This is a genomic window from Bacteroides sp. MSK.18.37 (genome assembly GCF_019129155.2).
Classification (GTDB): domain Bacteria; phylum Bacteroidota; class Bacteroidia; order Bacteroidales; family Bacteroidaceae; genus Bacteroides; species Bacteroides ovatus.
The window spans coordinates 6,663,308-6,675,814 of record NZ_JAHOIB020000001.1; the positions used below are offsets into that span (position 1 = coordinate 6,663,308).

The following is a 12,507-nucleotide window of genomic DNA, read 5'->3' on the forward strand; positions in this document are numbered from 1 at the left end:
GAAAATGAAAACCAAGCAGAAAATAGCTGTCCCTATATTGGCAGACAGAGAAGTATTTGACTACCTCAAGGAGAAAGTCGGTGAACGAAAAACAAAGACAGAAGCCTTCTGTGATTTATTGGATAAATCTTTGGCAGGTTTTGTTTCCCCTTTTTTAAGGAACAAAGGCTACGAACTTCAACCCAACCAGTGCCACGTGACTGTTTCTGACCTTTCATCGGAATGGCATTGGCATAGGGCTACTGTCCGTTCTTTTTTGGATGTAATGGAAGAGTTCGGCTTGTTGAATCGCATCCGGCTTTCCAAAAGCGTCATCATTACCATGACTGTGCAAACCAGCCAATCCACGGAGTCTTGCAATGGACAGAAGAAGTTGAACCTTGCAGAACAGCTACGTGAGGCATTGTCCGATTGGATAATCGGCAAAGTGTCCCTTGACGAGATCGGAATCAAGTGTGAGCAACTTGTTCGTCGGGCAATGGATGAAGCTGGCATATGCGATAGCTGCCCATCTCCGGACAGTATCACTCGCATCAATCCGGCAGCGGATGATGATGAACGAGCTGTCAAGATTCGTATGGTAGCTTTGGAGTGCATTACATTTGCCGCTATACAACGGGCACTGCGTAAGTCGAGATTCGATGACAGTGCAGAGTTTATGGACTACTTCCGATTGGAATTGTATGGAGACTGGACAGGACTTATTGCAACTTCGAAAGGTATTGCCGGGCTTATTCTTGATGTAGATAGGGATGAAAATTCCGATTATGATGAAGATGACAGGGAGTTCCTTAAAACGCTTTTTAAGCCTTTTCTGGCATTTGCGGCAAAGGCACAGGAGGCAACGTATCAGATTGGAGGTTGAAAACAGAATGTATAACCGCAACAATCCACTTTTGTATCCAGTGAAGCCCCCCTGCCAGTTATAGAAGGCATCCGGGCTTGCCCGCCTGCCACGAACAAAGGGAAGGGGGAGCCTAATACCCCACCTGCCTGACGTTGGTGGGAAGGGTGTCCGAACAAGCAGCAAGCTGGGACACGGTAGATTGTCCGAAACAATATGAAAAACGTATGGCAAATCAAAAACAGGTACTCGACGTGCAGGTGTCGAAAGGGATTACCACCGCCCAAAGTAATGAACATCTGCGTGACCGTAGTGAAAAGGCAGAGAAGTACGCTATGAGTAAGGGAAATTATGATCCTACGCGTAAACGGCTGAACTTCGAGATTGCGCCCGGAGGTAAAATACATCCCATCGACACAAGCCGTAGCATTCCCAAACGGATGGCGGACATATTGAGTCACCGTGGAATCAAAGATCCTAATGAGGGGCTGCTCGAACCAAAATACCGCACGGTGGTAAATATCATCTTCGGCGGTTCACGGCAGCGAATGCAGGAACTTGCTTTCGGTACGCAACAGGTGGACTTTGAAAAAGGTGCGGACAATACCCGCATCGAACGGAAGCGTGACATTGAACGCTGGGCCAAGGATGTTTATTCATTCGTTTGTGGCAGATATGGTGAGCAGAACATCGCTGCATTCATTGTACATCTGGATGAATTGAACCCGCATATCCACTGTACGCTTCTGCCAATCAAGGATAGTCGCTTTGCGTACAAGGAAATCTTCGCCGGTAAGGATAAGTTTGAATATAGTGCAAGAATGAAACAACTTCATACGGACTTTTTCGCAGAAGTCAATACAAAGTGGGGAATGTCAAGAGGAACAAGCATATCCGAAACGGGTGCACGGCACAGAACGACTGAGGAATACCGCCGAATGTTGTCTGAAGAGTGTACAACAATCGAGGATAATATCAAACTCCATCAACAGGTATTGGGTGAACTTCAATCAGACATCCGGTTGGCAGAACGCAGAGTCAAAGGGCTTACGACAATGATTAGCAATCTTGAAAAGCAGAAAACTGAAAAAGAAACCTTGTTATCGGCAGCCGAGTACAATTTAAAAGAAAACAAAGGCAATGCGGCAGAATTGGCAATCCAAATACAAATGTTGGAAAAAGAGCTGCAAGGAATCATCAGACAACTGGCAGACAAGCAGGAAAAGTTGCAGACGGCTGACCGGCAACTCATCGAACTGAAAAAGGATATGGGAGCCATTGAAGAACGTACCGAAGAACTCAAAGAGGAGGCCTATCAATATTCCCGTGATGTACACTCCAAAGTGGATAGCTTGTTTAAAGACGTCCTACTGGAGAGTGTAATCAGCGAGTATCGTAACGCATCGGCACAAATGAATGTTTCAGAACGGCAGCTCTTTGACGGTTCACTGGTACAGTCTATCGCCGAGCGGGGTACGGAAATCATGCACTGTGCGACAATGCTATTTCTCGGAATGGTAGATGATGCCACTACATTTGCCGAATCACATGGTGGTGGAGGCGGAGGGAGTGACCTCAAATGGGGACGCGACGAGGACGAGGACAATCGAGCATGGGCACTTCGCTGTATGAGGATGGCGAGCCGCATGATGCGCTCGACTATCGGCAAGAAATCTAAACGGTAAATGGCATACGCTTTACACCAGATTAAAAGTATAACTAATGAAATCATTGGAATATGACGAAACAAATTATTTTCATCTTCGCTTTGCTCTGCACGTTGCAGGCACAAGCAAGTGTACAACCCGTACAGAAGGACACTGTACGACACACTATTCATTATGAAGTAGCGGAATTGCTTCAACCGATGCAGCCCGTCTATCTCAACGGGGTGCTACTTCCGGCATCTCGAACCGGCAACTGGTTTGTTAGCATATCCGGAGGTGCGACAGTTTTTCTTGGTACACCTCTCGGTTGTGAAGACCTTTTTGGACGAGTGAAACCTTCGTACAGCCTCGCCGTCGGCAAATGGTTTACTCCTTTGGTCGGCGCAAGGGTAAATTATAGTGGCTTGCAGTTTAAGGATGCACAATTATCTACGCAGGACTACCATTATATCCATGCAGATCTCCTGTGGAATCTCCTTGGACGCAGATATGCCCGACAGGAACAGGTACGTTGGAGGCTTGCACCCTTTATGGGTGTCGGTCTGCTACATAACGCCACCAACGGGAACAATCCCTTTGCGCTTTCTTACGGCATACTAACACAATACCGTATTTCCAAACGGGTTAGTGCTATGCTGGAACTCTCTAACACAACTACATTCCAGGATTTCGACGGATATGGCTATCCAAACCGTCTGGGCGATCACATGCTTTCGCTGACTGCCGGATTCACCTTTCATCTCGGTAAGGTCGGCTGGAAGCGCGCAGTGGATACGGCACCATACATCCATCGGAACGAACTGCTTGTCGATTATGGCAACTTCCTTTCGGAGGAGAACAGGCGTTATGTGGGACGTCACAATCAAGATAAGCGAACGCTCGTGGAATTAAAGAAAATTCTGGAAATCGAAGGACTACTCGATACATATAGCCATATCTTTGACAACGACGATATAACCGGATGCAGATATCCTATAAATAATTATAGCGGTTTGAACTCGCTTCGTGCAAGATTGAAGCATAGCTATTGGGACGGGTCGTCACCTCTTGACACGACTATTCTTCAGACAGAGAATGGAAAGCCATCATATAATTACACGGCTTCCCGAAATGTGCAGTCCGCCCATCAGGACACCCTCGCTATGGATTCCACGGTTCTTTCATACGCTGATGGAGAGTGCATCGGTACACCCATCTATTTCTTTTTTGCTCTCAATACGACACATCTGACGGATACCTCACAGAGGCTTAATCTTGACGAACTGGCTCGTGTAGCTAAGAAATACAGTTTATCCGTGAGGGTAACTGGTGCTGCTGACAGTTCTACAGGAACATCAAGTATCAATGATTCTTTGAGTATATCGAGAGCAGGTTTTATTACCGCAGAACTGGAACAACGTGGAATACCAGCCAAGCGGATTATCAGAGTTAGCAAAGGTGGAATTGCCGACTATACGCCCGTGGAAGCCAACAGACATACGAAAGTGGAGTTGTTTTTTCCAAAAGCGAAATAGAAATTTCGCATAATTGATGTTTAACTTTGTCATAATCAATGAAGCCTCTCCGCTGTGAAGCGAAGAGGCTTTTTCGATATGGTACACGTGAAGTTCGCCATTTTCCTACTGTCAGAACCAGAATGAAAATTATTTCGATGCTTCGAGTGACTCTTTTCTGAACTGTTTGAGAAGTTTTTCAAGTTCAAGTGATACTTTGCGGGCACGAGTTCCGGCAGCTTTGTTGCTTTTCTCCATCTGGAGGTTGGCATCTTTTGAGAATTGATCGAACAATTCACAGATTTGTGTAAATGTTTTTTCCATTGTTATGTTCTTAATATTATATAATACTCTGGCAAAGATAGCAAAAATATTTTTTTAGGACTTATATTAGCTCTGTTATATATTTCGCCTATAATATGATACCCCTTTTTATGTTTTTCCATTCTGAGTATTCCCTTATCGCACCATCGGCAAATCTGGCCGAAGAGATTTTATATGCAAAGGTACAGTGTCCGGACGATTGTCAAGCACCGCTATGCTAACGGTTCCTGGATATTTTACGGCAGCCTTCCTCAAATCAAAGATTGACTTTCAGTCCCCTTCTCATTGCAAGGTATAAAAGGACAAGCCTGCTTCTGCTCTTACATTCGAAGGTTGGGTATTCCGTTCCATTCCATTTACTGTTTACTTGTCTTATCGCCCTTATTCCACTGTTAATCCTGCATAAAAATCAATCCCCGGCAAGAAGCCGAAAGAGCTTCAAGCAAAGGGAAATAATAAATCAAAGAATATGGGAAAATACGATTTTATCAAGTTGGGTAATCTTCTTTATTGGCATGACCCAGATAGTGGTCTGTCTAATGGGGTTTACCAAGTGGCTTCTATTCCGGAAAACATTGAAGAGGATAGCGTTATTTTGATTGCATCTGATACTTCGGAAGCGGAGGTTTTTCCTTCTGAATTATCACCGATACATACCGGTAGAAGTCATAAAGAAGACTTTTTGCGTTGGAAAACAGAACGTGAAGCTGAAGGTATTGAGTTTTACGACCACCTTTCCAAGGTGATGGATACGGAAAACGACTTGAGTGTGGGAGATATGGTGGCGTTTACAAACGATTATGGAGTGATATTTGGACCTTGTGAGGTCTTAGCTTTTGGGAATCTCTGTAATAGTGGCAGATGTGTATATATTGACAGTGATTCTTATTGGTTTCCTAACCGTCCCGACCAACTCACCATCATGAGAGGTGCGGAATGACAATAACATATCCACCTGTAGCCAAAGCGGGTGGATAGCATTTCCTTGTATTGTATATTCAGCCCGATTACTCTTATAGCCATGCTCCACCGAACTCCCACAACCGGTCCTATTCCTTTTTTACTCGTCGTACTCCGTTTCTAAACAGTATAACACATTTATTGGCCTGACATTCTTGAAATTCACAACGGAAACAGCTTGGTTTCCGTGTGATGAAACACTTGAACTGGTATGTGAGAAATTCCCAACACTATGTTATTTCTATCAATCGGAAGAGTCGGGTCTGGCGGAGTACTGGACAAATGACCAAGAGGGTAAATACTTTCCCGACAAGTACATTGCAGACCTATGTACTCCAGACGACAAATGGTACAAGGAATATTTTGTCAACCAGACAGAAGTATTCAAGTGGTTTGAGGTGATAAGCGGTCAGTCTGTCGAATCAATAACAGAAATTCTTGCTATTGCCGAACAACGGAAAGATGAAAACGACAATTCTTTCTGTAACATCTATGAATATGCCGCAGGCTAAGACTAATCCGATGCAGAAAACGAAATGACGGTATGCTGACAGCGTGCAGCGAACTATCATTATCCGATAAGCTTCTCTGATTTGCCATGCAGATTGGGGAGACTTTGTCGCCTTCAGTCCTTTTATACAGTCTCAGAGTGCTTCTCCAGTCTTTTATATTCTTCCAATCCGGATATTCTTTATATCGCACATCGGCAGTTCTTATCTGAGAGATTTTGTATGCAAAGATACAGCTTTAGAATGGTCAAGTAACGCTGCGCTAACAGTTCCCGGATACTTGTGGCAGCCTTCCGCATATCGAAGATTTGGGTATTCCACTTCATTCCATCCACTGTTTACTTGCCTTATCCATCCTTTCCTTGCTGTCAATTTCGCATAAAAATCATTCCAGACAAGAAGCCGGAAGAGCTTCAAGTAAAGGGAATAAAGTTTAATCATTTAAATTTCAAAATTATGCACAGCCGAATTTTTCAGATTTCTAAAATGTGGATAGAAAAAGAAAACTATCTGAATGAAGACACTCTCCATCAAGGAGATGGCAGTTTCTATGACTATTGTGCGGAGATAGATGACGAAGAACGTAAGGAGGATATTCGTTATTTGGTCAATACTGCTCTACCAAAAGATATGTTCGAACTTGTAGGTGATGACACCATACGCTACATTGGTGGTGTGGAACAATGGAAAGAGAACTTTGTGACTAACATCTGTAAGAAAGCTGAAGCTATTACGACGGAAAATATGTTGGAGTTTGTAGGCCCTGTTTATCAACTTGAAAAGGCATTGGAAAATCCATTGGATATTGCGTATCATTTCTATTTGGACGGAGAGGGATACCAGTCATTTGCCGAAAAATCTTTTGCATTTATGGAGTTTGTCTGTACGCTTGAACCGGGAACGATACTCTATATCGGAGGAGTCATCGACTATCACTTCTGATACTCCATATAATTTTTTTAAAGCCACCCGCAACTCAAGCGGGTGGTTATCATCTTCCTATATAACAGTCCGGTTACTTTTATAGACCATGTTCTGCCGAACCTCTGTTACCAATTCACAGCCTCTTTTACCGATTCTATATTACCTGTTCTAATTGTATTACATTCTCACAGTCCCGACATGCACCATTGTTTGTTTCGTGCGCAAAGGTACGGTGGCAAACGATGTTCAAGTACCGCTGTTGCTACCTGAAATGAAATTTGACGTAACCTTCCGCAATCACAGATTCCGGTATTCATAAAATTTCATTCCGGTTACTTGCTCATAGTTCTTGCATCCACCGTTGAAAATGCACATGAAACAACCTCTTGGGTAAAGTCGGAAGGCTTCAAGAAGAGGGAAATAAAAAACAACTTAAAAAAATAAATGCAATGAGAACTAAAACACTCTACAGATGCGATGCACAGAAAATAGACATCAGTCGTTTCCCTAACTTTCACATAACAGGAAGTATAACCGGAATGAAGAAACTCTATTATGGCAAGAATGCTCTATTGGTACGTTGCGGAAGCTGGATTTACAACGTGTCAAGTGAACCCGAAGTTTATTATAATATAGCACATTAGTAGTATGAAAAAAGGTTATAAAAAAGATTTTCAGAGTTGGAAAGGTATAGTAACTCTAAAATTACTTTGCTGCAATATAGCAGCAGGTCGTTTTGATTGGAAGAAATATTGTACGCCACAGCCTTATTGTGGTCAGGAGATTTGCGTTATACCGCTACATTGTTCTTATGGACAGATAGGCTACACTGTGTATTTCCCTTATTCTGATATGCCGGAAGTGGAATACGATTGGGAAATGAACAAATTAACTATTGACAAAGAGAATTGGGAGAATTATTTACAGAATTAATATTAAAAATATGGCACAGAATTTTTATACCAAATGGCAGAACGCAATCCTTGCAGATGCAGGAGTCTATGTTTCAAAAAAATACCGCAGTTTCCAAACGGCCTTAGTACGTGAGATTTCCAAGTACGCAACAGCCGTTGGCGCAAAAGTAACATTCAACTTAAAGGGGCATTATAATACCTCTTGTTTCATAGAACGTAACGGTAAATTCGTTTACATCAGTCACTCTTCCGGTTTGTCCCGAATGGGTAGCGGTGTAAAAATAGAACTCGATTCTTTCTTAATCCGGACAGCCCAACACGCGAAAGATTACAGAGGGGGACATAATCAGTATTGCGATATAACAAATTTACAGTCTATGATAGATAATTTGTTAGAGTAATAAAATAAATTCAAGAAAAGGTACGGAGCAAACAGCTCCGCATCTTTTTCCGTTTTATCGGCGCATTCCGCCGCTGTACTCTGCTTCTTGTAGCTCTTCCCGGTATTCCTCCATATTATTCAGCTTTTCGTTCACGGTTTGCAGGTTGGCATCCAACGAAGCATTATGGTCGTATGGGAAACGATGTTGTGCGACAAGTCCCGCATTAGTAACTGGCCCGATATCTATCATGTCGGATTCTTTATTATAGCTGACATACAGCACATCACCATTCGGCATTTCAAATGCAGGAATCTTTTGTTGTGTCATGATAGCGAATTGTTCCGCAGCCATCTCCTTGGCTACCCCTTTTAACGTATCTCCAGCATGTTCGATACCATAACGCCTGATATGGTCGCGTACTTCCTTTTCCGTGAATTTCAGCATCACTTCATAAGTTCCTCCGACACTCCCATTGTACACCACAGCAAAATCCTTGTCCTCAATCAAAAGATTGTCTCCTCGGTTCTGTATGGGAGAAGAATAAGTATATTCTTCGTTAATGCCGTTACCGTCATAATACTCCTTGGCGAGAGTCAGCAGTCCTTCGTAGTCCCCCTTATCCTTGAATGCGTCCAACCGCATCGTGTCATCGGTAAGCTGAAGATAGGCCACGGAAGAATAATACACTTTTTCTTTCGGTGCTACTGTTTGCTCTTCATCAATGTTCTGCTCCAATTCCAGTGCAATCTTATCCACCTTTTGGGTAATCAGAGAAGCCGCTCTTTTCACATCCAACAGAGTTGTCTTGATGAATTGTGGCGATTCCTTCAATTCGTCGAGCCATCCTTTGAGGTAGGCACAACTGTCCTCTTTTATATGTTTCGTCATGCCGTAACGTTGGGCAACCAATGCGCTGCCTAACTCGGCTACCAATTCTTCGCGCGCATACTCTGCCGAGCCGAAAGTTGTCGGCTTGATACGGTCGAGAACTCCTTCCGCACCGGTCGAGTGTGTCATCTCATGGAATAGTGTTCCATAGAACGCCTCTCCAGATTTGAACTGTTCCTTTTCCGGCACAACGATTTCATTTCTCGATATAGAGTAGTAAGCGTTATCCTGATGCTGTGGTTTGATCGGACAAATCCACAGATTGTCCTTTATCAGCGCATCGACGGGAGCGAAGCTGAAATACTCTCCGTTCTCAATATTCGGTAGCGAATACTCCTTTTCGAGTTTTTGCCACAGCTCCGGTCTTGCCTCCTGCAAGTTGGTCTGTGCCACGTTAAAGACTCGGAATACCTGCATCTTAGGATAAACATTGTATTCCTTCTTCTCGTTATCAGATAGTTTTTTGTAGTCATCATACTTAATCTTCTCACCAGAATCCTTGTGTATGCAGGTGAATGTAGTCAGCATGATTGGGAATGATTTCTCTCCACGAAGTACAGAAACACGAGGTTTCTCCTGATTGTCCTTATCGGATTTGTTGAGCCGTTGTACACACTCAAAAGTGCAGAAGCGCGGAATCTTGTAACCTTCCTTTTCACAATGTATAAGCAACATAATGGCATTCATACCATTATACTCGCGTCCGGAAAGATTGCAGGGCCATTGTAACGCTCCTTCCGTGAACCATGGCTTTCTCCAATCCTTACGGATACTCTCGATTTTCTCAATCATCATTTCAGCGAAGAGGTCTAATGCTTTATCTTCGCTGTTCGGCCCGTCCGTGTGCTGTTTTTTATATCCGGCCATATCCTTTACTGATTGGAATTAGACGAATCTGCTACATACTGTACAAGTTCTTCCACTTTGCATGAAACATTCAGCTTTCCGTTATATGCCGAAAGGGATATTTCACCTTTGGCATCCACTCGCACGCCCGGCTGTAACCATGCTTCGCGTTCTTTGCCAAAACAGAAAAAACGTACCCATTGGTATTCAAAGCCATCCTCTACTTTCTCCGTACTGAATGCCGAAAACATTGTGTAAGGCTGGTCTTTCTTATCCCTTTTTTCCTCGATATGCTGCCCGACCTTACCTCGAAATACTAATTCGCCCTTGACCGTATCTTTCGCATCTGCCGTAGCTGTACGAATTTCGTTAATAAAAAGATTGAAATAAAGTTTGTCACCACGGTGTTTGAGATACATTGTCCCCGAAACCTCGATGCGGGAACCATTTCGATATTTGGAAACCTCCTTTCCGGCAATAAAGGGAAAGAACGTCTTTGAGTACAATAAGAACTGCAATGGAGCCAAAGATTATATAGCTTTGGCACAAGAGGTTTTGAAATTAAAATAAGACAATATGGGCAAGAGTGATTTATTGAAAGACAGTATGAAAAGCGGACTGGACGGATTGCTGTCATCCACGAAGAAATCTCCGCAAAAGAAGGAAGCCACACCGCTTAAAACTGAAAAAGAGCCTGCGGTACATTGCAATTTCGTTATCGACAAGAGTGTTCATACGCGTATGAAATTCCTTGCTATTGAGAAGAATATGTCATTGAGAGACATTGTAAATGAGGCGATGAAGGAGTATTTGGAAAAAAACGGTAAGTGAGGGTATGTTCCTCGCTTCCCGTTCTTTTAAATCAGTGACTTCTGTTAGTACGTTATGCCGATATGTATTGCTACATATCAGTCATTGACAACCCTTTGTATGACAGGGAATAACCTTTGAACTCTCCCGTTGCACGCATGAAAGCGGCTGCTTTCGCTTCCAGTTTTTCCATGTCGATATTTTCGGCCTTGCGTTTGACTTCGAAAAATGTCGCCGTATCGTCCAGTTCGTTTTCAGTTACTATGTCTATTTCGTTCTCACCCTTGCGGTCCCACCAGCCTCCGATACGCGTATAGACTTGCCGTTCTATCAGTACACGCTTAAAGTAACGTTCAAGCATCAGACCGCTGAAAGTTTCATAATCCCGACCTATAATCATCTTCACACTTCCATAGTTCTCTATCTCCAGCATATAGCTGTACTTGTAGATGAAGCGGAACCAGAACGTGAAAAAATTATCCTCGATGACATACCGGACATTCTTGGCGGAACTCTTCTCGAACAGCGGTTGCTTCTTCGATATGATTTCGTATTCTTTCTCCAGCTTGGTAAGATAACCGCCGATTTCCTTGCCTACCACGTTTTCAATTTCCGAACGGGATGTTTTTCCTCGTGCAATGGCCGATAGTATGGAGAAATAGATTCCGTAATCCTTGCCGAACTCTTCGATAAGAATCGCTTTACCCTCGCCCAAAAATATGGAGTCGGCCTTTATAATCTGGTCGAGCATAGTCGTTTTGGTTGTTGCTCCTGCATCCACGAGTAGTTGTACATACTTCGCCACACCGCCCGTGAAAGCGTACAAGGCCAGCAGATCTTCTGCCGTGTAGCCGGGGTTGTATTCCGAAAGAATATCTTTCAGAACAGTTGGGGTAAACGGACGCACAGTCATAAAGCGCGACTGCCGGTTATACAACGGCTCTTTCTTATCCTTGAATATCTTTGTCATCATGGAATAAATCGAACCACAGACAATCAGGTTAATACGGGACTTCGGGCTGTATAGATCCCAGATGCGCTGCATATCGCTGAACACCGATTTGTTCACACGGAAAAACTCCTGGAACTCGTCGATAAAGAGTGTGATGGGACGTTCTGCCGAAAGTTTCATCAGGTACTCGAACACATCGGTGAAGTGTTCTGCCCGCCCCATGGTTGGGACTCCCAACTTGTTCTCTATTTCAAGCCGGTAATCCTCACACAAATCGCCTTCGGCTTTCCGGGCAACAAAGAAATAGAGAATCGGTTCGTCCTCGTATGCCTTCCACACGAGTGATGTCTTACCGATACGGCGACGTCCCGTTACCACTGTAAACTGAGCATTGTTTTTGGCCATTTCGCGAATCTTGCGAAGAGAGGCTATTTCTTCTGTCCTGTCAAAAAATCTCATATCCTTATCCTTTTTTATTGCTGTTTCCGAAACGGCTGTTTCCGAAACGGCTGTTTCGTTACTGCAAAAATAATGCAAATTTCTGGTAAAACAGGCAATTGATACAGATTTATTTAGCGAAATGGCTCAAAGGATTTTTATCCGGTAAGTTCCATTCCTGTTTTACACCGTCTGGTCTTACGTCCTTCCGCTTGTCCCGTTGTATCGTTAATCATCCCTTTATAGTTCCATCCGTTTTACCATCCGCCTTTCAGCGTATTCTTCCTTTTCTATATTCTTTTAATGCCACTCATCCGGTCCATTCCTGCCATCACCGGTTGGTTTTCCAGACGCAAAGGTGGACTGCCGCGCTTGATTCCGTCGCTTTGAAGTGCATTTCCTATAAAATTCTTCCTTTCTGCGAAAGAGTAATTTTCCGGAAAAAGCGTCGGAAATCGCTTATTCGTCAGTCCTTGTAAAGCATCTGTAAATCCCAAGCGGTTCAGGCAGAAAAGAGAACCGAACAAAGGGAAAATAAAAAATTAAATATTAAAA

At 43.5% G+C, this 12,507-nt stretch carries 15 protein-coding genes and 2 pseudogenes; 11 read left to right on the forward strand and 6 right to left on the reverse strand.

Translation table 11 applies throughout. From position 1 onward, the window contains the following. The first annotated feature begins 4 nt into the window (after positions 1 to 4). From KSX81_RS26225 to KSX81_RS26235, 3 genes are all read left to right on the forward strand, one after another. Positions 5 to 865 carry a hypothetical protein gene (locus tag KSX81_RS26225; protein ID WP_008640423.1) on the forward strand — a complete coding sequence of 287 codons (861 nt, stop codon included), beginning with the start codon at positions 5 to 7 and terminating at the stop codon, positions 863 to 865. Positions 866 to 1,071: 206 nt separating this feature from the next. Continuing rightward, a complete protein-coding gene (gene mobV, locus KSX81_RS26230) occupies positions 1,072 to 2,529 on the forward strand; it encodes a MobV family relaxase (protein ID WP_032946564.1) in 1,458 nt (485 codons plus the stop codon). A 53-nt stretch (positions 2,530 to 2,582) separates the two neighbouring features. Beyond that, complete coding sequence (locus KSX81_RS26235) at positions 2,583 to 4,025, forward strand: OmpA family protein (RefSeq protein ID WP_004308721.1); 1,443 nt, start codon at positions 2,583 to 2,585, stop codon at positions 4,023 to 4,025. Between the two features lie 129 nt (positions 4,026 to 4,154). On the opposite strand, the gene KSX81_RS26240 is transcribed toward KSX81_RS26235, so the two are convergent. Further along, the gene (locus tag KSX81_RS26240; protein WP_004323432.1) at positions 4,155 to 4,328 is read right to left on the reverse strand and encodes a histone H1; all 174 of its coding nucleotides are present in this window, start codon (positions 4,326 to 4,328) and stop codon (positions 4,155 to 4,157) included. Positions 4,329 to 4,797: 469 nt separating this feature from the next. On the opposite strand from KSX81_RS26240, the gene KSX81_RS26245 reads away from it, so the two are divergent. Then, a complete protein-coding gene (locus KSX81_RS26245; RefSeq protein ID WP_004308716.1) occupies positions 4,798 to 5,268 on the forward strand; it encodes a hypothetical protein in 471 nt (156 codons plus the stop codon). 175 nt (positions 5,269 to 5,443) lie between these two features. Continuing rightward, entirely contained in the window at positions 5,444 to 5,800 is a 357-nt protein-coding gene (locus KSX81_RS26250) for a hypothetical protein (protein ID WP_008640420.1), read from the forward strand. A 201-nt stretch (positions 5,801 to 6,001) separates the two neighbouring features. Here KSX81_RS26250 and KSX81_RS26255 read toward each other — a convergent pair whose 3' ends face one another. Continuing rightward, complete coding sequence (locus tag KSX81_RS26255) at positions 6,002 to 6,238, reverse strand: hypothetical protein (protein WP_117833921.1); 237 nt, start codon at positions 6,236 to 6,238, stop codon at positions 6,002 to 6,004. A 15-nt stretch (positions 6,239 to 6,253) separates the two neighbouring features. Between KSX81_RS26255 and KSX81_RS26260 the strand changes: the two genes are divergently transcribed. The 4 genes from KSX81_RS26260 to KSX81_RS26275 all read left to right on the forward strand — a co-directional run bounded on the left by KSX81_RS26260 (position 6,254) and on the right by KSX81_RS26275 (position 8,036). Then, complete coding sequence (locus KSX81_RS26260; protein ID WP_217725900.1) at positions 6,254 to 6,739, forward strand: hypothetical protein; 486 nt, start codon at positions 6,254 to 6,256, stop codon at positions 6,737 to 6,739. A gap of 431 nt (positions 6,740 to 7,170) precedes the next feature. Further along, positions 7,171 to 7,365: a hypothetical protein gene (locus KSX81_RS26265; RefSeq protein WP_004313635.1), complete on the forward strand. Its 195-nt coding sequence runs from the start codon at positions 7,171 to 7,173 to the stop codon at positions 7,363 to 7,365. Between the two features lie 4 nt (positions 7,366 to 7,369). Then, positions 7,370 to 7,654, forward strand: a complete 285-nt coding sequence (locus tag KSX81_RS26270) for a hypothetical protein (protein WP_004308705.1) — start codon at positions 7,370 to 7,372, stop codon at positions 7,652 to 7,654. 10 nt (positions 7,655 to 7,664) lie between these two features. Further along, positions 7,665 to 8,036, forward strand: a complete 372-nt coding sequence (locus KSX81_RS26275) for a hypothetical protein (RefSeq protein WP_004308703.1) — start codon at positions 7,665 to 7,667, stop codon at positions 8,034 to 8,036. 54 nt (positions 8,037 to 8,090) lie between these two features. On the opposite strand, the gene KSX81_RS26280 is transcribed toward KSX81_RS26275, so the two are convergent. Further along, on the reverse strand, positions 8,091 to 9,773 hold the full coding sequence (locus KSX81_RS26280) for a zincin-like metallopeptidase domain-containing protein (protein ID WP_032577413.1): 1,683 nt from the start codon (positions 9,771 to 9,773) through the stop codon (positions 8,091 to 8,093). A gap of 5 nt (positions 9,774 to 9,778) precedes the next feature. Continuing rightward, positions 9,779 to 10,228 (reverse strand): annotated as a pseudogene (locus KSX81_RS26285) (hypothetical protein); the annotation flags it as partial. 1 nt (position 10,229) lies between these two features. On the opposite strand from KSX81_RS26285, the pseudogene KSX81_RS26290 reads away from it, so the two are divergent. After that, positions 10,230 to 10,322 (forward strand): annotated as a pseudogene (locus KSX81_RS26290) (ParA family protein); the annotation flags it as partial. A gap of 6 nt (positions 10,323 to 10,328) precedes the next feature. Beyond that, entirely contained in the window at positions 10,329 to 10,583 is a 255-nt protein-coding gene (locus KSX81_RS26295) for a hypothetical protein (protein ID WP_004310159.1), read from the forward strand. A 70-nt stretch (positions 10,584 to 10,653) separates the two neighbouring features. On the opposite strand, the gene KSX81_RS26300 is transcribed toward KSX81_RS26295, so the two are convergent. Both KSX81_RS26300 and KSX81_RS26305 read right to left on the reverse strand, forming a co-directional pair. After that, positions 10,654 to 11,973 carry an ATP-binding protein gene (locus KSX81_RS26300; protein ID WP_117833881.1) on the reverse strand — a complete coding sequence of 440 codons (1,320 nt, stop codon included), beginning with the start codon at positions 11,971 to 11,973 and terminating at the stop codon, positions 10,654 to 10,656. A 269-nt stretch (positions 11,974 to 12,242) separates the two neighbouring features. Continuing rightward, positions 12,243 to 12,479 carry a hypothetical protein gene (locus KSX81_RS26305; RefSeq protein ID WP_005777345.1) on the reverse strand — a complete coding sequence of 79 codons (237 nt, stop codon included), beginning with the start codon at positions 12,477 to 12,479 and terminating at the stop codon, positions 12,243 to 12,245. Positions 12,480 to 12,507 lie beyond the last annotated feature (28 nt).